The following is a 20,730-nucleotide window of genomic DNA, read 5'->3' as shown; positions in this document are numbered from 1 at the left end:
GATGCCGCGACTGTAGGGTGCGCCGTGCGCACCGACTGTTCGAGTGCGTATGGCAGGCATGGTGCACACGGCGCACCTTGCGGTCCTGGCCTTCAGCCTGGCGGATAGCGCTTTGCTTATCTATCAGGTTGACGGTTCTGACAAAGCATTCGAGAGGTTCTTCAGCGCGTGTTTCAGGAGGCGATGAGCACAGGGATGCCCATGCATGGCTGCAGGGCATCGCTGCGCTCAACGCCAAATCAGGAGCGCCAACGATTCAGAAGGCGAAGCTTTCCTCCGGCATCGCCATCAGGCATTGCGCGCCGCCCAGCAGGGCTTCGCGGTGGCTGCTGGCGCGTGGCAGCACGCGGCGCAGGTAGAACTCGGCGCTATTCAGCTTGGCCTGATAGAAAGCCGCCTCGCCGGTGCCTGCGTCCAGCGCCTGCTGGGCGGTGCTGGCGGCCTGCAACCAGAAACCGGCCAGCAACACATAGGCCGAGTACTGCAGGAAGTCCACCGAGGCCGCACCGATTTCCTGGGCATCTGCCTGGCTGTTGGCGATCACCTGGGCGGCCAGTTCGCGCCATTGCTGCAGACGCTGCTCGACCAGGCGCGCGGACTCGGCCAAGGCCGGTTGCGCGGCGGTGTCGCGGGCACGGGCGGCGAACTCGTCGATCAGCGCGTTGAGTTCGGTACCGCCGTCGCCCAGTAGCTTGCGGCGGATCAGGTCGAGCGCCTGGATGCCGTTGGTGCCTTCATAGAGCTGGGTGATGCGGCTGTCGCGCATCAGCTGTTCCATGCCCCACTCGCGGATAAATCCATGGCCGCCGTAGACCTGCACCGCGTGGCTGGCGACTTCCTGGCCCATGTCGGTGAAGAAGGCTTTGACGATCGGGATCAGCAGCGCGGCGCGTTTGCCAGCGGCCTTGCGTGCGGCGGCGTCACTGGCGCCGTGCTCCAGGTCGAGCTGGCGCGCGGTGTAGGCGGCGAGCATGCGGCAGCCTTCGACCAGGGTCTTCTGGGTCAGCAGCATGCGTCGCACGTCCGGGTGCACGATGATCGGGTCGGCCGCCTTCTCGGGTGCAACGGCGCCAGTCAGGCCGCGCGACTGCAGGCGCTCGCGGGCATAGCGCAGGGCGCCCTGGAAGGCCGCCTCGCCGATGCCCAGGCCCTGCAGGCCGACCTGGAAGCGCGCGTCGTTCATCATGGTGAACATGCCCACCAGGCCCTGGTTGGCCTCGCCAACCAGCCAGCCAGTGGCGCCGTCGAAGTTCATCACGCAGGTGGAGGCGCCCTTGATGCCCATCTTGTGCTCGATGGCGCCGCAGGACAGCGCGTTGCGCTGGCCCAGGCCGCCCTCGGCGGTGGCGATGAACTTGGGTACCAGCAGCAGGCTGATGCCCTTCACGCCGGCCGGTGCGTCCGGCAGGCGCGCCAGCACCAGATGGACGATGTTCTCGGACAGGTCCTGCTCGCCGCCACTGATGAAGATCTTGTTGCCGGTGACCTTGTAGCTGCCATCGGCCTGCGGTTCGGCGCGGGTGCGCAGCAGGGCCAGGTCGGTGCCGGCCTGCGGTTCGGTCAGGCACATGGTGCCGGTCCACTGGCCGCCGACCATCTTGGCCAGGTAAGCGTCCTTGAGCTCGTTGCTGCCGTGCTTGTCGAGCGCCAGCACGGCGCCCTCGGTGAGCCCGGAGTAGATGCGGAACGACAGCGAGGCGCCCATCAGCATCTCGTGGAAGGCGAAGGACACCAGCTGCGGGAAGCCCTGTCCGCCGAAGTCGAGCGGCCCGGTCATGCTCGCCCAGCCGTTGTCGACGTACTGCTTGTAGGCGGAACGGAAGCCTGTGGGCGTAGTGACGTCGCCGTTCTCCAGCTGGCAGCCTTGCTCGTCGCTGTTGCGGTTGAGCGGGGCGATCTCGTTGCCGGTAAAGGCCGCAGCCTCCTCCAGCACGCCGTCGATCAGCTCGCGGTCGAGGCCGTTGTTCAGGCGCTCGCAGTGGCCGGCGACGTCGAACAGTTCGTGCAGCACGAAGCGCATGTCGCGCAGGGGGGCTTGGTAGCTCATGCGCGACCCTCCTGTACGTCGGCGAAGCGCTTGTTGTCCGCCACCAGGCGGTCGATCAGGCCGGCCGGCTGCCAGTGTGCGCCGAAGCGCTCGGTGAGGTTCAGCAGGCGCTCGCGAATGGCGGCCACGCCCTGGGCGTCGGCCCAGGCCATTGGTCCGCCCTTGTCGGCGGGGAAGCCGTAGCCGTTGAGGTAGACCAGGTCGACGTCATGGCTGTTGGCGGTGATGTTCTCCTCGAGAATCTTCGCGCCCTCGTTGACCAGGGCCAGCAGGCAGCGCTCGAGAATCTCCTCTGGGCCGACGTTGCGGCGCTGGTAGCCGAGGCGTTCGCCCTCGCGCTGCACCAGCGCGTCTACCAGCGGATCGTGCTCGGCCTGGCGGCTGCCCGGCGCGTAGCTGTAGTAACCCTTGCCAGACTTCTGGCCGAAGCGGCCGAGTTCGCACAGGCGGTTGTCGACCTGCACCTGCGCCACGTCCTGGCCCTTGCCGGCCAGCTCGCGGGCACGCCATTCCAGATCGATGCCGACCACGTCGTACATGCGGAACGGGCCCATGGCGAAGCCGAAGCCCTGCAGAGCGCTGTCGACCTGATGTGGGTAAGCGCCTTCGAGCAGCATGCTGCGCGCCTCGAACACGTAAGTGTGCAGCATGCGGTTGCCGATGAAGCCGTCGCAGTTGCCGGCCACCACGCTGATCTTGCCGATGCGCTGGCCGAGGGCCACGGCGGCGTCGAGCACGGCCGGTGCGGTCTTGCCGCCACGCACGATTTCCAGCAGCTTCATGATGTGCGCCGGGCTGAAGAAGTGCAGGCCGAGCACGTCCTGCGGGCGGGCGGTGACGGCGGCGATGGCGTCGATGTCCAGCGCCGAAGTGTTGCTGGCGAGGATCGCGCCTGGCTTCACGATGCGGTCGAGGGTGCGGAAGATTTCCTGCTTGAGTTCGAGGTTCTCGTAGACCGCTTCGATCACCAGATCGACATCGGCCAGGTCGGCGTACTCGTTCACCGCCTGGATGCGCGACAGGCGCAGGCTGGCTTCGCCAGTGGTGATGCGGCCCTTGGCGACGTTCTGCGCCCAGGTGTCCTCGGCCATCTTCAGGCCGGCCTCGACCATCTGCGGGTTGTTGTCCAGCCACAGGACCGGGATGCCGGCGTTGGCCAGGCTGATGACGATGCCGCGGCCCATGGTGCCGGCGCCGATCACGGCGGCCTGTTCGATCTTGTAGTTATTGCTCATAGCCTTTCCTCGAACGCGATAGCGAAAACTGACGCACCTTAAGTACCGCTGTACTATTTGAGAAATTTTGACTTGTGATAAGTTGAATTCCTCTCGTGAATATATCGACCTTCGACCTCAACCTTCTGCGAGTGCTCGATGCCCTGCTGCGCGAGCGCAATGTCTCGCGCGCCGCCGAGCATCTGGCGCTCAGCCAGCCGGCGGTGAGCAATGCACTGGGGCGCCTGCGCGACCTGCTCGACGACCCGCTGCTGGTGCGCGTTGGCCGCGCCATGCAGCCGACGCCGCGGGCGCTAGAGCTGGAGGCGCCGATCCGCGCGGCGCTGCGGCAGATCGAGGAGAGCCTCAGCGAAGGTAGCCGCTTCGACCCGGCGCGCAGCCGCCAGCGCTTCACCATCGCTCTCACCGACTACGCCGAGATGCTGCTGATGCCGCGCCTGCTGGCGCGCCTGGCCGAGCTGGCGCCGGGCATCCGCATCGACGTGCGGCACCTGTCGCCACGCCTGCCAGCCGAGGCGCTGGAGAAGGGCGAGATCGACCTCGCCCTCGGTCGCTTCGAGGCGTTGCCGCCGCGCTTCATCGGTCGCCGTTGGATGAGCGAAACCCTGCAGCTGGTGGCGCGCCGCGATCACCCGCAACTGCACAACGGCCTGAGCCTGGATGGCTTCCTGCGCCTGCGGCACCTGTGGGTGCACGGCGGGCAGACCCGCGGCATGGTCGAGCAGTGGCTGGGCGAACATGGCCTCAGCCGCGAGATCGTCTACACCACGCCGAACTACCTGCAGGCCGCACACATCGCCACCGGTGGCGATTTGGTGGCGGTGCTGCCGACGCGCCTGGCGCGCTACTTCGCCGGTCTGCTGCCGCTGCAGCTGTTCGACCTGCCGTTCGAGCTGGGGCCATTCCATCTGGAGATCGTCAGCCTCGATCTGCGCAGCCGCGATACGCCGCTGCAGTGGCTGATCGAGCAGATCCAGTCGTTGGGCGAGGTCTGATCGCGACCGTTCGTCGTGTTTTCTCTGGGAGATAGCCGAACAGGCGAGGCGCGAAGGCTCTGCAACGCCACTTTGGCAAGCGCAGCGGCGAATTTGCGCGGAGCGCCTCTGGCCTGGGTAATACCAAAGACGCAGAACGGTGGAAGCGACACGGGCCGACCTCGGTACCTGGAAAAAGTGCTAGACCATCTGCTCCCGCGCCTTATGCCTCATCCGCCTAAAGCATGGGCTTGCAGGGTCGTAGACTGGGGCTCCCAGGCCGAGAAACCAGGGAGAACCCTATGCCTATCGCCATCAACCCGATTGGCAACAGCCTCTACGAGTCGCGCCCACTGCGGGCAGACAACGACAGTGACACCGCATTGGGCACCGTGCGTAACCGTTTTGACACGGAGCTCAATCCCACCAGTGCCGAGCGTCTGCAGGATCGTCTGGAGCTGGCCCGAGAACGGGCCGCCGAGCGGTCCGCTCGGCAGCAGGAACTGGCCGAAGAACGACGTGACCTGTTGCGTGAGGAGCTGGCCGAGCAGACGCGACAAGCCAACGAAGAGGCCACCAATACCTTGCAGGACCGACTGCGTCAGCAGCAGGTGGAGCGATTCCTGGAGGCGCAGCGGGCCGATCAGGACCTGAGTGCCGAGCAGAATGATCCCCTGGCTCCGCAGAGTCTCGTCCAACAGCGGACCGAGGCCAACCAGCTGACTTTCGGCCCACAGCAGACGGTCACCACGCGGACCGCCATCGAGGCGATCACCACCTACCAGGAAACCCGGGACCTGATCGCCTAACGAGGGCCGCGCCGCTCTTCGGTGGCGCGGTCCGCGCGGTTGCCCAGGTGCCAGCCGAGCACGCTCCATAGCGCGGCGCAGGCGGCGCCTACCAGCGCCACCAGCAGGATGCCCTGACTCAAGGTGTCGAGCAGAGTCTTGGCCCAGCCGCTGATGGCGTCGCCACCGCGGTAGACCACGGTGTCGATAAAGTTCTTCGCCTTGTATTTGGTCTCGGCATCGAGTGGAGCGAACAGCATCTCGCGGCCGGGGCGAACGAAGGCGTATTCGCCGATGCGCCGCACGATCATCAGCGCTGCCAGCACGGCGAAGGTCGGCGCCAGCGCCAGGCCGACGAAGCCCAGGCACATCAGCATCGGTACTGCTGCCAGCAGCACGCGAATGCCCAGGCGCTGGGCTACCCGCCCGGTGATGAACAGCTGCGCCGCCAGTGCACCGGCCTGCACCACGAAGTCGATGATGCCGAACACGCGCACCTGCGCATCGCGCTCGGGGAGCATCTCGGCCACCAGGCGCGCCTGCTCGAAGTAGAGGAAGGTGCTCACCGTTGCCAGCAAGATGACGAAGGCCGATACGCCGAGCAGATAAGGCGAGCCCAGCACGCGGGTCAGGCCTCTGAACGGATTGCCCGGCACTGGCTGCCGAGGGCTTTCGCTGGGCGCGGCACCGGGGCGACCGGCACCGGTGTGCTCGCGCCAGGCCATCAGGTAGTGCTTGAGCGCCAGTGCCGCGCCTAACAGCAGGGCGGCCAGCAGGCACAGCCCGGCGGCGTCCATTGTCTCGACCAGCAGGGCGCTGAGTGCAGGCCCTGCCAGCCCGCCGACGCTGGCGCCGGCGGCGATGAAGGCGAACAGACGCTTGGCCTGGGGAGCGTCGAACACGTCGGCCATCAGGCTCCAGGCCAGTGAGACGACGAACAGGTTGTACACCGAGATCCATACATAGAAGGTGCGGGCCAGCCACAGGTTGTCACCGGCCATGGCGAACAGCCCGACAAAGGCCAGCAGGTTGAGGCAGAAGAATCCGAACACCCAGTCGACGAACTGCCGGCGCGGCACTCGGGAGTTGAGCCAGGCGAACAGCGGCACCGCCAGCAACATGGCGACGAAGGTGGCGGTGAACAGCCACTGCAGGTGCTCGACGCCGGCCTGGATGCCCATCGACTCGCGGATCGGGCGCAGCATGAAGTAGCCGCAGAACAGGCAGAAGAACAGGGCGAAGCCGGCCAGGGCGGCACCCAACTCGCCGGCCTCGGCATTGATCGCCTGCCCCAGGCGCCGGCGCATGTTCAGGCGAACAGCTCGATGATGCGCCGGCGCTGCGCCTCGTCAGGTAAGCGCCCGTGGCCGGCCTGCAGGTTGTCGGCCATGTAGTGGGCCTTGGAGGTGGCCGGGATCACCGCCGTCACCGCCGGGTTGGCGAGGATGTACTTGAGCATCAGCTGAGCCCAGGAGCCGGCGTCCAGTTCGGCCCTGGCCCATTCGGGTAGCGCCTTGCCGCGGACCCTGTCGAACAACGCGGCGCGTTGGAAGGGGCGGTTGATCAGCACGGCGATGCCCTTGTCGGCGCAGAACGGCAACAGCTCGCGCTCGGCGTTGCGTTCGCCGATGGAATAGTTGAATTGCACGAAGTCCAACGGCTCGCGGCGCAGCACCTCGAGCAGGCGCTCGTGGGCGGAGTCGAGGTAATGGGTAATACCGATGTAGCGCACCTTGCCCTGTTCCTTCAGCTCGCGCAGCAGCTGCAGCTGGGTCTCGGTGTCCTGCAGGTTGTGCACTTGCATCAGGTCGATGCGCTCGCTCTGCAGGTCTTTGAAGCTGGCGGCGATCTGCCGCTGGCCGGCGTCACGACCGGTGGAGGAGACCTTGCTGGCGAGGAACAGCTTTTTCGCGTGCAGTGCCTTTGGCCAGCTCACCGCAGACCGCCTCGGCGCGACCGTAGCTGGGTGCGGTGTCGACCAGGCTGGCGCCGCCTCCGGTCAGAGTGGTAAGTACCTCGCGCAGCGGTGCCAGGTGCTCGTCGTCGAGCGACACGTCGTGGGTGCGCGAGGTGCCCAGGCCGATCACCGGCAGCAGCTCGCCGCTGGAGGGAATCTTGCGTCGTAGCAGGCCGCTGCTGTCCGTGGCCCAAGCCAGGTTAGGCAGTAACGGGCTCAAGGCGGCGAGGGTGGCGACGGCGCTGGAGTGCTGGATGAATTGGCGGCGCGTGGGCATGGCGAAGGGTCTCCGAGTCGGTGGCGGTCCCTGGACAGTCATAGGCACAGCGGGAACCTCCGTTCGAGACGCGCCTGGATTAGGCTGCAGGCATAACAACGACAAGGAACATCGCCATGCGCAAACTGCTGTTATTGGCTGTACTCGCCGGCATCAGCCATCTGCTGTTCTGGCCCACGCCATTGCAACCGGTGGCCTGGCAGCCCGGCCCGGTGCCCAAGGCCGAAGGCGTGTGGGCAGCCAATACCCGGCTGGATGGCGCGGTGCTGGAGCAGTCTGGCCTGGACGGCCCGGACACCGTGGCGGTGGATGACCAGGGCCGGCGCTACAGCGGTATCGGCGACGGGCGCATCCTGCGCTGGCAGGCGGGGCAAGCGGCGCAGACCTTCGTCAGCCTGGCCGGGCGTCCGGTGGGCATGAACTTCGGCCCGGACGGCAGTCTGTACGCGGCCGACGAGGCCAACGCCAAGGTCTGGCGCGTGTCTCCCGAGGGGCAGGCGCAGGTCGTGGTGCAGAGCGACGCCCAGCAGCGCTTCACCTTCCTCAACGATGTGTTCGTCGCCCGCGATGGCCGCCTGTTTTTCACCGAGGCTTCCAGCCGCTGGGGCCTGGCCGACAACAAGCGCGCCCTACTGGAGCACGGCGGCGACGGTGGCGTATTCGTGCGTTATATCGACGGGCGCATCGATCGGGTGATGGATGGCCTGCAGTTCGCCAACGGTGTGGTGCTCAGCCCGGATGAGTCCTACCTGCTGGTCGCCGAGACCGGTGCCTACCGCATCACTCGCCTGTGGATACAGGGCCCGCGCAGCGGTCAGCGCGAGGTGCTGTTGGACAACCTGCCGGGCTTCCCTGGTGATCTGTCGATCGCCCCGGACGGCAGCTACTGGTGCTCGTTCTTCTCGCCGCGCAAGGCCGTGCTCGATGCGCTGGGCCCCTGGCCGTTCCTGCGCAAGGTTGCTTCGCGCCTGCCACCGGCGCTGCTGGCGCGGCCCAGCCGCTATCCCCACGTGTTCCGTTTCGACGGCGAGGGCCGTGTGCTGGAGAGCCTGCAGGCCTCGCCGGACAGCGAACTGCCCAGCTTCAGCAGCGTGGTGCAGGTGGGCAACGAGCTGCTGCTCGGCACTCCCGGCGGTGTCGGCGAGATCGATGCCGATCGCGCCTACCGCGTGCGTCTCTAGTCGGTCAGCGCCAGCTCGTCGCGCGCCTCGGGCTGCGGCGAGCTGAACTCCAGGCAGCCGTCGTCGAGGCGGCCGTGGCGCAGCAGGGCCAGGTCCAGCAGGTAGTTCTGGTACAGCTTCCACGGCATGCGGTCGCCCTGGCTGGGCAGCAGGTGGGCGGCGCGGTCAATGTAGCCGGACTGCAGGTCGAGGAACGGCTCCTTGCCGATCTCGCCGTGCTGGCGCGGCGTCACCTGGCGCATGCCGAGTGCATCCATGTGCTGGATCAGGCGGCACAGGTACTGGCTGGAGAGGTCCGCCTTGAGCGTCCAGCTGGCGTTGGTGTAGCCGAGGATCACCGCGGCGTTGGGCAGGTCGCGCAGCATCAGGCCGCGATAGCCCATGCTTTCTGATGCAACGAAGGGACGGCCGTCGACCAGCAGCTGCATGCCGCCGAACAGCTGCAGCTCAAGGCCGGTGGCGCTGACGATGGCGTCGGCCGGCAGCTCGCGTCCCGAGCGCAACTTCACGCCGCTCTCGGTGAAGGTTTCGATCTCGTCGGTGACTACCTCGGCGCGGCCCTGGCGCAGGGCGGCGAACAGGTCGCCATCGGGCACCGCGCAGACGCGCTGGTCCCAGGGGTTGTAGCGCGGGCTGAAGTGGCGCATGTCGTAGCCCTCGCCGAGCTGGCGGCGCGCAAGGCCCAGCAGCAGACGGCGAATCAAGCCGGGGCAGGACTTGGCCAGGCGATAGAACAGCATCTGGAAGGCCACGTTGCGCGTGCGCCCCAGGCGATACACCCAGGTGGCCGGCAGCCAGCGGCGCAGTGCGGCGAGCAGGCGATCGTGCTGCGGCAGGTTGATCACGTAGCTCGGCGAGCGCTGCAGCATGGTCACGCTGGCGGCCTGCTCGGCCAGGGCCGGGACCAGGGTCACGGCAGTGGCGCCGCTGCCGATCACCAGGATGCGCTTGCCGCTGGGGTCGAAGTCCTGCGGCCAGAGCTGGGGATGGATGAAGCTGCCGGCGAAGCGCTCGCGGCCAGGGAAGTCCGGGGTGTAGCCGGCCTCGTAGCGGTAGTAGCCGGTGCACAGCACCAGCATGCGGCAGCGCAGTTGCAGCGGCTCAGCCGCATCGCCGCGTTGCACGTCGAGGGTCCACAGCGCCTGCTCGCTGTCCCACTGTGCGCGCTGCACGCGATGCTGGTAGCGGATCAGCGAGTCGACGTCGTGCTCGCGGGCAGTGTCTTCGATATAGCGGCGGATCGACGGGCCGTCGGCGATGGTCTGCGGATCGGTCCAAGGGCGGAAGCTGTAGCCCAGGGTGTACATGTCCGAGTCGGAGCGGATGCCGGGATAGCGGAACAGGTCCCAGGTGCCACCCATGGCGGCGCGCCCTTCGAGGATTGCCACGCGCTTGTCCGGGCACTCGCGACGCAGGTGGCAGGCGGCGCCGATGCCGGACAGGCCGGCGCCAACGATCAGGATATCCAGCTCTTCGACGGACATGCGGGCTCCTCATTCCATGTATGCAGCAAGCCTAGCCAACCCGGTGGGGCGCATGGCCGCAGCATGGCATCAGCAGGGCTGTCTGAGCGAACCGCAAGGAGGGTGAAAGCGCCAAACTGGCGACTGCGGCGCAATGAAAAAGGCCCCGCGAGCGGGGCCTTGGCGATCAGATCTCGGGATCGATCGGCGGGTGCTTGTGCCAGGCAGTGCCACCCGGCAGCAGCAGGTTCAGGGCCAGGGCGCTGATGGCGCACAGGGAGATGCCCGAGAGGGCGAACTCCTTGCCGCCGATGACCATGCCACCGATGCCGAACACCAGCGTCACCGAGACGATGATCAGGTTGCGTGCCTCGGAGAGGTCCACCTGGTGGCGGATCAGGGTGTTCAGGCCAACCACGGCGATGGAGCCGAACAGCAGGCAGAGGATGCCGCCCATTACCGGAACCGGGATGGCTTGCAGGCCGGCGCCGAACTTGCCGACGAAGGCCAGCAGGATGGCGAACACCGCCGCCCAGGTCATCACCTTGGGGTTGAAGCTCTTGGTCAGCATGACCGCGCCGGTCACTTCGGCGTAGGTGGTGTTGGGCGGGCCGCCGAACAGGCCGGCGGCCGAGGTGGCCAGGCCGTCGCCGAGCAGCGTGCGGTGCAGGCCTGGCTTACGCACGAAGTCCTTGCCGGTAACGGTGCCGACGGCGATCACCCCGCCGATGTGCTCGATGGCCGGGGCCAGGGCAACCGGCACCATGTACAGGATGGCGCCGAGGTGGAACTCGGGGGCGACGAAGTTGGGGATGGCCAGCCAGGGTGCGGCGGCGATGCCGGTAGTGTCGAACACGCCGAAGAAGGCCGAGAGAATGCAGCCCACCGCGATGCCGGCGAGGATCGGCACCAGGCGGAACAGGCCGCGGCCCAGCACCGCTACCAGCAGGGTGGTGATCAGCGCCGGCATGGAGATGAACATGGCGGTCTGGTAGGGCACCAGTTGCGCGGCGGCATCGCCGGTCTTGCCCATGGCCATGTTCACCGCGACCGGCGACAGGGCCAGGCCGATGGCGATGATCACCGGGCCGATCACCACTGGCGGCAGGATGCGGTCGATGAAACCGGGGCCTTTCAGCTTCACGGCCAGACCGAGGAAGGTGTAGACGAAGCCGGCGGCGACCACGCCGCCGAGCACTGCCGGCAGGCCGAACTCACCCTTGGCGGCGATGATCGGCGCGATGAAGGCAAACGACGATGCTAGAAACACCGGCACCTGGCGCCCGGTGGCCAGCTGGAACAGCAGAGTGCCGATGCCGGCGGTGAACAGCGCCACGTTGGGGTCCATGCCGGTGATCAGCGGCATCAGTACCAGTGCACCAAAGGCGACGAAGAGCATTTGCGCGCCCGAGAGTATCTGCCGCGGCAGCGGGTCGTTGTACTCGCTCATGCTCAGGCGTCCTTCTGCTTGGTACCGAAGATCTTGTCGCCGGCATCACCGAGGCCGGGAATGATGTAACCGTGCTCGTTGAGACACTGATCGATGGAGGCGGTATAGATGGTCACGTCCGGGTGGGCATCCTCCACCTTCTTGATGCCCTCGGGCGCGGCGACCAGCACCATGGCGCGGATTTCCTTGCAGCCGGCCTTCTTCAGCAGGTCGATGGTGGCGACCATGGAGCCGCCGGTTGCCAACATCGGGTCGACGATCAGCGCCAGCCGCTCGTCGATTTCCGGCGCCAGCTTCTCCAGGTAGGTGTGTGCCTGCAGAGTCTCTTCGTTACGCGCGATGCCCACGGCGCTGACCTTGGCGCCCGGCACCAGGCTGAGCACGCCGTCGAGCATGCCGATGCCGGCACGCAGGATCGGCACCACGGTGATCTTCTTGCCGGCGATCTTCTCGACCTGCACCGGCCCGGCCCAGCCCGCGATCTCGTAGTTTTCCAGCGGCAGGTCGTTGGTCGCCTCGTAAGTGAGCAGGGCGCCCACTTCCTGGGCCAGTTCGCGGAAGTTCTTGGTGCTGATGTCGGCGCGGCGCATCAGACCGATCTTGTGACGGATCAGCGGATGGCGGATCTCACGGATGGGCATGCAGGGGTCTCCGGGGCGAGGAATTCTGGCTAGAGTAAAGCACTGCTCATGCCAGGGGCGGCTGGCGTTTTGTCGCGCAGGTGGAGGACCGATTGTCGCGGCTTCACGCCACGCTGCGGCCTCCGGCGCTAAAGGCGCGCAGTGTAGCGTCTCCCCTGGGCGAACGGTCAGAAATTCCGCCGCCGGGCTTGCCCTCGGACGTCCATCTGAGTACCTTTGCCGGCCATTTTTTAACCAGTTCTTTTTCTCCCCGGAGCGCGCCATGTCCGCCGATCTCGCCCACATTCGCCAAATCATGGCCGAAGCCGATTGCCTGTTCACCGAGGCACAGGTCGAGGCGGCCATCGCCCAGGTCGGTGCGATCATCAGCGCGGAGCTGGCCGAGCGCAATCCGGTGGTGTTCTGCGTGATGAATGGCGGCCTGATCTTCGCCGGCAAGCTGCTGACCAAGCTGAATTTCCCGCTGGAGCTGTCTTACCTGCACGCCACCCGCTACCGCAGCGAAACCACTGGCGGCGAGTTGTTCTGGAAGGCCAAGCCGGAAATCTCCTTCATCGATCGCGAAGTGCTGATCATTGACGACATCCTCGACGAGGGTCACACCCTGTCGGCCATCATCGAGTTCTGCAAGCACGCTGGTGCCCGCGCGGTGCACACCGCCGTGTTGATCGACAAGGACCACGACCGCAAGGCCCGTCCGGACCTCAAGGCCGATTACGTCGGCCTGTCCTGCGAAGACCGCTTCATCTTTGGCTACGGCATGGACTACAAGGGCTACTGGCGCAACGCCGCCGGTATCTTCGCCGTCAAAGGCCTCTGATCCCGCAAGGATCTGTCGAGTTTACTTGGCGCTGTTTCAGCTGGAGAGGCTCTGAGCAAGACCAATCCATAGGCCGTGGTATCCCAGCGCGCGCTCCGTTCGCTTATTGGGTGGGCGAGGCTGGCGAGTTATCGCACTGACGCAACCGGGCTGCATCGCATGAGCAAACCACTCCTCAGCCTGTAGCTCGGCGCCTGTTTTCACCCCGTCGCGCCAGCCTTTCCTGCGACGAGGCTGAGCCCCTGATGGCGCAGCCGCGCTCTCTGCAGCCGCCTGCTGGGGCTGGCAGGTCTGGGGGCTGCGCCAGAACTTACCTTGCTTCGTCGACTACCCGGTCTGGGTGAAGACGCACTGCGAAGTCTGAATACGCATCTTTAGTCGCGTTGAGCGACGGACTGGGCGCGGGTAAACTGCCGGCCCCGTATGAGTTCGCTGCGAGTTGGAGTGCGTGATGCGTAAAGACAAGAAACAGGTGATTGGCGAAGAGATCGGCGACGACGCGATCAAGCTGTTCCTCTCGGTCGAGCCGGCCGACGACACGCCACCTTCCCTGCACAAACTGGTCAAGGCCTACCGCAGCCTGCGCATCGACGATTTCGAACGCTTCCTGACCTTCTTCAAGGATGCTGGTTTCGACCTGCACGCCAAGGACGCACAGGGTCAGGATTTCGTTGCCCTGATCAAGGACCAGCGTCTGGCCGAGCCCTACATCGACGCGATAAACGCGGCAAAAGCTGGATAAACGTAGGAAAAATGACCGTCTGCCGGGGTTCGTGCATTTTTTGCGACTGAGCTTGCGGCAATAGTGGTATCGTGCGCGCCGGAAAACTCCCGACCCGGCGGCGCGGCTGGCCTGGAGCGCTTTTTGCGCTTGCCACGAGATGCTGATGAAGATCGGGGAAAACGACGAATTGAACGCGCGGATTGCCCACAGGCTGTACGCGCCGGACGAGGTTGCTCGGGACCGTTCAGGCCAAGTCATCGGCCAGGGTACGAGCCCCTCCGAAGCTCCAGACACCCGTCTGGCTGTCAGTGATTAGACGTCGGTGCGCGGCTCAAAAGGCCGATGTCAGCGGCTTGGTACTGCAGATCTTGGAGAAGCGTTAATGACGCAAGTCAATCACGAAACCGTGGATGTGCTGCTGGTCGGGGCCGGCATCATGAGCGCCACCCTGGCGGTGCTGCTCAAGGAGCTGGACCCCAATCTGAAGCTGGAGATCGCCGAGCTGCGTTCTTCTGGTGCCATCGAAAGCTCCAACCCGTGGAACAATGCGGGTACCGGCCACGCCGGCCTCTGCGAGCTGAACTACACGCCGCAGGCGGCCGATGGTTCGGTGGACATCAAGAAAGCGGTGCATATCAACACCCAGTTCGAGGTTTCCAAGCAGTTCTGGTCGTACCTGTGCGGCAAGAGCGGCTTCGGCTCACCGAAGAATTTCATCAACCCTGTACCGCACCTGAGCTTCGTGCGCGGTGACAAGGACATCGGTTTCCTCAAGACCCGCCATGCCGCGTTGAGCCAGCACCACGCGTTCGCCGACATGGAGTACACCGAAGACAAGGCCGCCATGGCGGAGTGGATGCCGCTGATGATGCAGGGCCGCGATGCCAACGAACGCATCGCCGCGACCCGCGCGCTGAACGGCACCGACGTCAACTTCGGCGCCCTGACCAACCAGCTGCTGCAGTACCTCGCGCAGCAGGGCAATACCACCGTCAGCTACAGCCAGAAGGTCACCGGCCTCAAGCGCACCGCCGACGGCTGGAGTGCCGAGGTCAAGAACACCAAGAGCGGTGAGCAGCGCGAGATCAAGGCTCGTTTCGTGTTCCTTGGCGCCGGTGGCGGCGCACTGCCGCTGCTGCAGATGTCCGGCATCGAGGAAGGCAAGGGCTTCGGCGGCTTCCCGGTCAGCGGCCAGTGGCTGCGTTGCGACAACCCGGAAGTGGTCAAGCAGCACCAGGCCAAGGTCTACAGCCAGGCCGAAGTGGGCGCGCCGCCCATGTCCGTGCCGCACCTGGACACCCGCGTGGTGGATGGCAAGACCTCGCTGCTGTTCGGCCCCTATGCGGGCTTCACTACCAAGTTCCTCAAGTACGGCTCGTTCCTCGACCTGCCGCTGTCGGTCCGTCCGAGCAACATCGGCCCGATGCTGGCCGTGGCCCGCGACAACTTCGACCTGACTCGCTACCTGATCAAGGAAGTGCTGCAGTCGCCGGAACAGCGCCTGGACTCCCTGCGCAAGTTCTACCCGGATCTGAACCCGGCCGACTGGCGCCTCGAAATCGCTGGCCAGCGCGTGCAGATCATCAAGAAGGACGCCAAGAAGGGCGGCATCCTGCAGTTCGGCACCGAACTGGTGGCGGCCGAGGACGGCTCCATCGCCGCCCTGCTGGGTGCCTCGCCGGGTGCGTCGGTCACCGTATCGATCATGCTCAACCTGATCGAGCGCTGCTTCGGTGCGCAGGCCAAGAGCGAGGCCTGGACTGCCAAGTTGCAGGAGATCTTCCCGGCCCGCGAGAAGGTCCTCGAGGACGATGCTGCGCTGTACCGCAGTGTGTCCGAGCAGACCTCCAAGGCGTTGCAACTCGCCTGAGTGCTGCGCCGGTAACGAAAAAAGCCGCCCTCGGGCGGCTTTTTCATGCCTGTTGGTCAGGCGGCAAGGACAGGGCGCGGACGCAGGCCGATGTGGCGGGGCGCGACCATGGCTTCCAGCGGCAGTGTCTGGCCAAGCCACTGGCTACGCAGCTCATGCACCTCCACCCAGTCCGGTTCACCCGGTTGCTCATGGGCTTCGCGCAGGGCGCGACAAATGCCTGAAGCATCCAGCAGGGCGAAACAGCGCTTGCGTGCACGTGGTGTGAGCAGGGACCACAGACTCATCATCGATCAATCCTCCTGAGTGGCAGGAGTCTTATCGCATGCCGGCGTGACAGGGTCGTGACAGGAACCGCTGCGGGCTTTGTGCGGTCAGAAACACAGCTGTCGGCACAGCGGAGCGGTGGGTATACTGCCGGCCATTTTCCGCCGCCACCTTTCTGGAGATCGCCCATGAAGAAACATCTGTTGTTCGGTCTGGTAGCCGCACTCGGCGTTGCCCTCGTCGGTTGTGCTCACAGCCCACAGCAGCTGCGTCCGCAGCCAAAACTGACCTCTGCGCTGGTTGCCGTGGGCCAGGGCCAGCCGGTGGTGGTGCGGGTGGTCGACGGTCGCCAGTCGCCGGTGCTTGGCACTCGCGGTGGTCTCTACCCGGAAACCAGTGCCATCAGCGTCCAGGGGCAAGACATCCTGCCGCGCCTGCAGGCCGAGGCCGAAGCGGCAGTGCGTCTGCTCGGCTTCACTCCGAGCCCGAACGCCTACAACGCCCCGCAATTGACCCTGACCCTGGCCGAACTGAAGTACCAGTCGCCGAAGGAAGGCAGCTACGTCACCGAGGCCGATATCAGTGCCAGCATCCGTGCCGACGTGCAGAACAGTGCGCGCCGCTACAGCGGGCGCTACGGTGCTTCGCTGAACCAGCGTTTCGGCATGGCGCCGAACCAGGAGACCAACACCAAGCTGGTGTCCGACGTGCTCAGCGATGCGCTGACCCGTGCCTTCAAGGACCCGACCATCGGCCAGATGCTCGGCCAGCAATAAGCCATACCCAGTAACGAAAAGCCCGGCAACTGCCGGGCTTTTTTATGGGCGTTTGTGAGGCTCCGTGAATCAGGCTGCTTCAGCGTAGAGCTCGGGCATGCTGAAGCCGGTGCGCTGGTCGATATCCGGCAGGTCGTAGTGCTCGTGACCACCGAGTGCGCAGTACACCAGCCAGTGGTGGTCCTGCACATTGAAGGACAGTTCATCTACCACGGCCTCCACTTCGTCCAGCGAGTCGATGAGGTAGTCGCGGTCAACAGGTTGTGGGTTCAGCATGGCGGTTCCTCCGCTGTTAAGGGTGTTGCTCCGTCACGACAGGTGACTGATGAGTCACCTATGGAGAAACAAACCCTAGGCCAGGTGGATGACGGTTTTCAGACAGATTGGTGATAAGCACTGTCGCTCGTCGGAATAGAATTCATAACCTAGGCGCATCCAGTAGACTGCCGCCCGCTAATTGCGGCGCCTGGCGCCCCTCGCAGCGAAGCGTTGCTCATTTCTGGTGCTCCGACGAATGGCTGTGAGGCCGATGACAGAGCCTTGTCTTCTCCCGTGCCTGCATCTGGTGCCGCTATTTTCCTGTCGATGGTGCATCGTTTTCGTAGTTGAGGTGATTCACGTGTCCCTGCAGTACCTCTGGAACCTGTTCTCGACTTCTCCTTCCCAGATTCTCAACGGCCTGGCCTTGTTCTTCGCCCTCGCCGGCAGTTGGCTGTTGCTGGCAACACGCCTGCGCGAACAGCGTGCCGGTGCCCGCCTGGCCGCGGAAGCCGAGCTGGATGCAGACGCCAGCCTGCTGGATGAGCGTACCCAGCGTATCAACCAGTTCTTCTACGTGTTCGGTTCCGCCACGCTGGCGGGGGCGCTAATGCTGTCGTGGGTCAGTACCGTTTTCTGAGTTCTTCCGCGCACACAAAAACGGCAGCCTCGGCTGCCGTTTTGCTTTCCAGCATTGGCTCAGAGCGGTAGACCAGCCTTGGTCCGATACTGATTGCGCACTGGCGTGGCGTACTGGCGGATCAGCCAGGGGCGCTGCTCGGCGGGGCAGACCTCCAGACGGCGCTGCCATTCCGCGCGGGCCTTGGCGAGTTCTGCGGCGGGGAACTGCTGATCGGCTGCTGGCACCTCCAGCGTTGCGTCGCGTTCCTCCCACTGGGCGTAGGCCAGGTAGTGCACCGGGAACAGCCGGTAGCCACCGAGGATATGCTCGTCCATCAGTGCTGCCAGTTGCTTGGCATCCTCGAAGCCGGCGCGCACTGGTTCGCCGAACTGTACGTGAACGCGGCCCTTGTAGCCGGTGATGCCCAGGGCGATGCTGGCATCGTCCTCGCCCGGCGCCTTCTCGTAGCTGCCGGTGCTGGCACGGATTTGCAGCTCGCGGGCCTTGGCCTGGTCGCAGGGGTCGTACTCGTAGCTGATCGATACCGGGACCAGGTTCAGCGCGGCCAGGGCCTCGGCAAACGGCTCTTCCTTGCGGCTCATATGGAACATCTTGAGGATCGCCGAATCGGTACGGTCGTCACCGTCCTTGGCTCGGCCTTCGGCCTGGGCGATCCAGATCGACTGGCCTTCCTCGCGGATCGAGTGATTGATGTACGCCGACAGCAGCTGGAAGGCCGCCAGCTTCTCGCGCCGACCGGACACGTTGCGGTGCACGATGAAGCTCTTGTTCAGACGCATCAGGTCGCTGACGAAGGGGCGCTGCAGCAGATTGTCACCGATGGCGATGCGTGGCGTCGGCAGCTCGGCATGGAATACGGCGTAGTTGACGAAGGCCGGGTCCATCACGATGTCGCGGTGGTTGGCCATGAACAGGTACGGAGCACCTGCCTTCAGACGTTCCAGCCCAGAGAAGGTGATGCCGTCGGTGGCGCGCTCTACGGTGCGGTCGATATAGGGCTCAATGCGCGTTTGCAGGGCGTCTACCGAATCGATACCGGCTGCCTCGCGGCGCAGCCGATGGGCTATAAGAGGTTTGAGCAGCCAACCGAATGGCCCGGCCAGGCGCGGGAAGCGGAAGCGGGTCAGGGTGCCGAGGAAGGTGTCGTCGCTCAACAGACGCGCCAGTACGGCAGGGACCTCGTGGTCGGCGTAGGGTCGGATGGAATCGAATTCGCCCATCATGTTCTCGTGGTTAGGCTGCTCGGAATGCCCGTGCGCGGGCCTGCAATAGACCGGCGATTATACCGGCAAGTCACATGGAGGCCGTGATGCTGGAAACACAGTTGTATCAGTGCCCCTATTGTTGGGAACAGGCTGAGGCGGTGCTCGATCTTTCTGCGGGGGATCAGGAGTATGTCGAGGACTGCCCGGTGTGCTGCCGACCGATTGTCTTCGAGCTGCATACCGACGGTGAAACCTGGACGCTGGACGTGCGTGGGGAGAACGACTGATGCAGCGTATCTATGAGCCGCAGGACCTGCTGGAAGCCGAACTGCTGGTGGGCGTACTGGCCAGCGAAGGGGTGGAGGCGCACCTGGCCGGACGGCATCTGCTCGGTGCAGTGGGCGAGTTGCCGGCACTGGGCTTGCTCGGTTTGCTGGTGGAGGACGACGATGCCGAGCACGCGCGGCGGTTGATCGCCGCGTACAATGCCGCCGCGCCGCTGCCGGGCGAGGAGCCCGAGGGTTTTCCCGGCGTGCTGCTCTGCTGATTCTTTCTTCTGCTGCCTTTTCTGTTACTGGAAACACCACCGCCCATGAGTGGACGCTACGCCCTGTTCCGTTGGCCCCAGGCCCTGTCGAGCCTGCCGGGCTTTCCCGAAGGCTTTCCGCAGCGCTGGAATCTGGCGCCCGGTGCCCAGGTGCTGTTCATCCACCAGCCCGAAGGTGAGCTGCAGGCCGCCGCTGGGCGCTGGGGGCTGACCCCGGCCTGGCTCGATGATCTCTCCAAGGCGCCGTCTCATGCTCGCGCCGAGACTCTGGCCGAGCAGCCGATGTTCCGCGAGGCTTTCCGCCAGCGCCGCTGCCTGCTGCCGGCCAACGGCTTTTACGAGTGGCGTGGCCAGGCCAGCCGCAAGCGCCCGTACTGGATGAGCAGCGAAGGGCTGCAGTATTTCGCGGGTGTGTGGGAGGCCTACCCGACGGCGGGGCAGACCTACATGAGCGTGGCGATGATCACCGCGCCGGCCAGCTACCTGCGACGGCCCGTGCTGCTGGACCAGGCCGCCACCCGTGTCTGGCTCGACCCGCAAGCGTCGGTCGAACAGCTGCAGGCGCTGCTGACGGCACCGCAACCGCCGCTGCGCGAGCGCGCAGTGAGTACGTTGATCAACGATCCGGCCTTCGAAGGTCCGGACTGCCTCACGCCCGCCTAGCTCTGCACTTCCTGATACTCCGGCCGCCGCGCCAGCCCTTCCTTCAATAGCTCCACCAGCAGGCGCACCTTGGGCGAGAGGTGACGCTGCTGCGGATACAGCGCCCACACGGCAGTGTGTGGTGGACGCTGTTGCGGCAGCAGGTCGATCAGCGCGCCGCCGCGCAGGTGCGGCTGCACGTAGTAGTCCGGCAGCTGGCACAGGCCGAAGCCGCGCAGGGCGGCGTCGAGCACCGCCTCACCGCTGTTGCAGCGCCAGTTGCCCTGCACCCGTTGGCTCAGCTCGCGACCGTCCTGCTGGAAGCTCCACTGATCGCTGCTGCCGACCAGGCAGTTGTGCCGGCCCAGCTCGGATAGCGAGTGAGGTCGGCCGTAGCGCTCCAGGTAGGCCGGTGCTGCGCACAGGTGCATGACCCGTGGCGCCAGGCGGGTGGCGACCAGTCGCGAGTCCTGCAGGCGGCCGAGGCGAATGGCCAGGTCCATGCTGCTGTGCAGCAGGTCGAGGGTCTGGTTGCTCAGCTCGATCTCTACGCGCAGCTGTGGATGGCGCGCCATAAATTCGTTGACCAGCGGCACGATGAAGCGCTCGCCGTAGGCCACCGCACAGGTCATGCGCAGCAGGCCCTTGGGCTCGTCGTTGAGGTCGCCGATGGCGCGCAGGGCTTCCTCGCGGGCGTCCTGCAGGCGCTGGCAGTGCTGCAGGAAAGTCTGCCCGGCCTCGGTCAGCGTCACCTTGCGTGTGCTGCGGTAGAACAGGCGGGTCTGCAGGCGTTCCTCGAGGCGCGCCACCTGGCGGCTGACCTGCGAGGTAGACAGCCCCAGGCGCTGCGATGCGGCGGCGAAACGGCCGCATTCGGCGACCGCGACGAACTCGTCCAGACCTTCCCAGTTGCTCATCGATTATCCCTGGTTGGCAATAATGTTTTGCTGATTGCCTGGATTATC

At 65.5% G+C, this 20,730-nt stretch carries 21 protein-coding genes and 1 pseudogene; 11 read left to right on the top strand and 11 right to left on the bottom strand.

Translation table 11 applies throughout. The annotated features are described in order from the left end of the window. Positions 1–256 precede the first annotated feature (256 nt). On the bottom strand, positions 257–2,047 hold the full coding sequence (locus IB234_RS12815) for an acyl-CoA dehydrogenase C-terminal domain-containing protein (protein WP_192318175.1): 1,791 nt from the start codon (positions 2,045–2,047) through the stop codon (positions 257–259). Continuing rightward, positions 2,044–3,282, bottom strand: a complete 1,239-nt coding sequence (locus tag IB234_RS12810) for a 3-hydroxyacyl-CoA dehydrogenase (protein ID WP_192318173.1) — start codon at positions 3,280–3,282, stop codon at positions 2,044–2,046. The genes IB234_RS12815 and IB234_RS12810 overlap by 4 nt, the downstream gene beginning before the upstream one ends. A 95-nt stretch (positions 3,283–3,377) precedes the next feature. On the opposite strand from IB234_RS12810, the gene IB234_RS12805 reads away from it, so the two are divergent. Beyond that, entirely contained in the window at positions 3,378–4,277 is a 900-nt protein-coding gene (locus IB234_RS12805; RefSeq protein ID WP_192318171.1) for a LysR family transcriptional regulator, read from the top strand. 281 nt (positions 4,278–4,558) lie between these two features. After that, positions 4,559–5,065, top strand: a complete 507-nt coding sequence (locus IB234_RS12800; protein WP_192318169.1) for a hypothetical protein — start codon at positions 4,559–4,561, stop codon at positions 5,063–5,065. On the opposite strand, the gene IB234_RS12795 is transcribed toward IB234_RS12800, so the two are convergent. Continuing rightward, positions 5,062–6,351, bottom strand: coding sequence for an NTP/NDP exchange transporter (locus IB234_RS12795; protein ID WP_192318167.1), 1,290 nt, complete (start codon positions 6,349–6,351; stop codon positions 5,062–5,064). The genes IB234_RS12800 and IB234_RS12795 overlap by 4 nt on opposite strands. Before the next feature lie 2 nt (positions 6,352–6,353). Then, positions 6,354–7,278 (bottom strand): annotated as a pseudogene (locus tag IB234_RS12790) (aldo/keto reductase). 116 nt (positions 7,279–7,394) lie between these two features. On the opposite strand from IB234_RS12790, the gene IB234_RS12785 reads away from it, so the two are divergent. Next, on the top strand, positions 7,395–8,459 hold the full coding sequence (locus IB234_RS12785; RefSeq protein ID WP_192318165.1) for an SMP-30/gluconolactonase/LRE family protein: 1,065 nt from the start codon (positions 7,395–7,397) through the stop codon (positions 8,457–8,459). Here IB234_RS12785 and IB234_RS12780 read toward each other — a convergent pair. The 3 genes from IB234_RS12780 to upp all read right to left on the bottom strand — a co-directional run bounded on the left by IB234_RS12780 (position 8,456) and on the right by upp (position 12,013). Beyond that, the gene (locus IB234_RS12780; protein ID WP_192318163.1) at positions 8,456–9,943 is read right to left on the bottom strand and encodes a flavin-containing monooxygenase; all 1,488 of its coding nucleotides are present in this window, start codon (positions 9,941–9,943) and stop codon (positions 8,456–8,458) included. The genes IB234_RS12785 and IB234_RS12780 overlap by 4 nt on opposite strands. Before the next feature lie 166 nt (positions 9,944–10,109). Continuing rightward, entirely contained in the window at positions 10,110–11,372 is a 1,263-nt protein-coding gene (locus IB234_RS12775; RefSeq protein WP_192318161.1) for a uracil-xanthine permease family protein, read from the bottom strand. A 2-nt stretch (positions 11,373–11,374) separates the two neighbouring features. Beyond that, the gene (gene upp / locus IB234_RS12770) at positions 11,375–12,013 is read right to left on the bottom strand and encodes a uracil phosphoribosyltransferase (protein WP_192318159.1); all 639 of its coding nucleotides are present in this window, start codon (positions 12,011–12,013) and stop codon (positions 11,375–11,377) included. 262 nt (positions 12,014–12,275) lie between these two features. Here upp and IB234_RS12765 point away from each other — a divergent pair, with 262 nt between their 5' ends. The 3 genes from IB234_RS12765 (at position 12,276) to mqo (ending at position 15,427) form a co-directional block, all read left to right on the top strand. Then, positions 12,276–12,833 (top strand): hypoxanthine-guanine phosphoribosyltransferase, encoded by a 558-nt coding sequence (locus IB234_RS12765; protein WP_192318156.1) that lies wholly within the window; start codon positions 12,276–12,278, stop codon positions 12,831–12,833. Positions 12,834–13,284: 451 nt separating this feature from the next. Continuing rightward, positions 13,285–13,575, top strand: a complete 291-nt coding sequence (locus IB234_RS12760; RefSeq protein WP_192318154.1) for a PA4642 family protein — start codon at positions 13,285–13,287, stop codon at positions 13,573–13,575. Between the two features lie 364 nt (positions 13,576–13,939). Beyond that, entirely contained in the window at positions 13,940–15,427 is a 1,488-nt protein-coding gene (gene mqo, locus IB234_RS12755; protein ID WP_192318151.1) for a malate dehydrogenase (quinone), read from the top strand. A 56-nt stretch (positions 15,428–15,483) separates the two neighbouring features. Here mqo and IB234_RS12750 read toward each other — a convergent pair whose 3' ends face one another. Next, complete coding sequence (locus IB234_RS12750; protein WP_192318149.1) at positions 15,484–15,717, bottom strand: hypothetical protein; 234 nt, start codon at positions 15,715–15,717, stop codon at positions 15,484–15,486. 165 nt (positions 15,718–15,882) lie between these two features. Between IB234_RS12750 and IB234_RS12745 the strand changes: the two genes are divergently transcribed. Beyond that, a complete protein-coding gene (locus IB234_RS12745; RefSeq protein ID WP_192318147.1) occupies positions 15,883–16,470 on the top strand; it encodes a YajG family lipoprotein in 588 nt (195 codons plus the stop codon). A gap of 69 nt (positions 16,471–16,539) precedes the next feature. Here IB234_RS12745 and IB234_RS12740 read toward each other — a convergent pair whose 3' ends face one another. Next, on the bottom strand, positions 16,540–16,746 hold the full coding sequence (locus IB234_RS12740; RefSeq protein ID WP_192318144.1) for a hypothetical protein: 207 nt from the start codon (positions 16,744–16,746) through the stop codon (positions 16,540–16,542). A 343-nt stretch (positions 16,747–17,089) separates the two neighbouring features. Here IB234_RS12740 and IB234_RS12735 point away from each other — a divergent pair, with 343 nt between their 5' ends. After that, positions 17,090–17,368 (top strand): hypothetical protein, encoded by a 279-nt coding sequence (locus IB234_RS12735; protein WP_192318142.1) that lies wholly within the window; start codon positions 17,090–17,092, stop codon positions 17,366–17,368. A 59-nt stretch (positions 17,369–17,427) separates the two neighbouring features. On the opposite strand, the gene IB234_RS12730 is transcribed toward IB234_RS12735, so the two are convergent. After that, positions 17,428–18,594: a 1-acyl-sn-glycerol-3-phosphate acyltransferase gene (locus tag IB234_RS12730; protein WP_192318140.1), complete on the bottom strand. Its 1,167-nt coding sequence runs from the start codon at positions 18,592–18,594 to the stop codon at positions 17,428–17,430. Between the two features lie 86 nt (positions 18,595–18,680). Between IB234_RS12730 and IB234_RS12725 the strand changes: the two genes are divergently transcribed. From IB234_RS12725 to IB234_RS12715, 3 genes are read left to right on the top strand one after another with little or no spacing between them, the layout of a single operon-like run. Then, entirely contained in the window at positions 18,681–18,863 is a 183-nt protein-coding gene (locus tag IB234_RS12725; protein ID WP_192318138.1) for a CPXCG motif-containing cysteine-rich protein, read from the top strand. Beyond that, positions 18,863–19,123: a putative signal transducing protein gene (locus tag IB234_RS12720; RefSeq protein ID WP_043308586.1), complete on the top strand. Its 261-nt coding sequence runs from the start codon at positions 18,863–18,865 to the stop codon at positions 19,121–19,123. The genes IB234_RS12725 and IB234_RS12720 overlap by 1 nt, the downstream gene beginning before the upstream one ends. Positions 19,124–19,168: 45 nt before the next feature. Then, complete coding sequence (locus IB234_RS12715; RefSeq protein ID WP_192318136.1) at positions 19,169–19,786, top strand: SOS response-associated peptidase; 618 nt, start codon at positions 19,169–19,171, stop codon at positions 19,784–19,786. Here the strand turns inward: IB234_RS12715 and IB234_RS12710 are convergent. Then, positions 19,783–20,682 carry a LysR substrate-binding domain-containing protein gene (locus tag IB234_RS12710; protein ID WP_192318133.1) on the bottom strand — a complete coding sequence of 300 codons (900 nt, stop codon included), beginning with the start codon at positions 20,680–20,682 and terminating at the stop codon, positions 19,783–19,785. The two genes, IB234_RS12715 and IB234_RS12710, sit on opposite strands and share 4 nt — an antisense overlap. Between the last annotated feature and the right edge of the window lie 48 nt (positions 20,683–20,730).

Source organism: Pseudomonas sp. PDM16, from assembly GCF_014851865.1.
Lineage (GTDB): Bacteria > Pseudomonadota > Gammaproteobacteria > Pseudomonadales > Pseudomonadaceae > Aquipseudomonas.
Note: the sequence above shows the minus strand (reverse complement) of the source record. Positions and strands in the feature narration are given on the sequence as shown.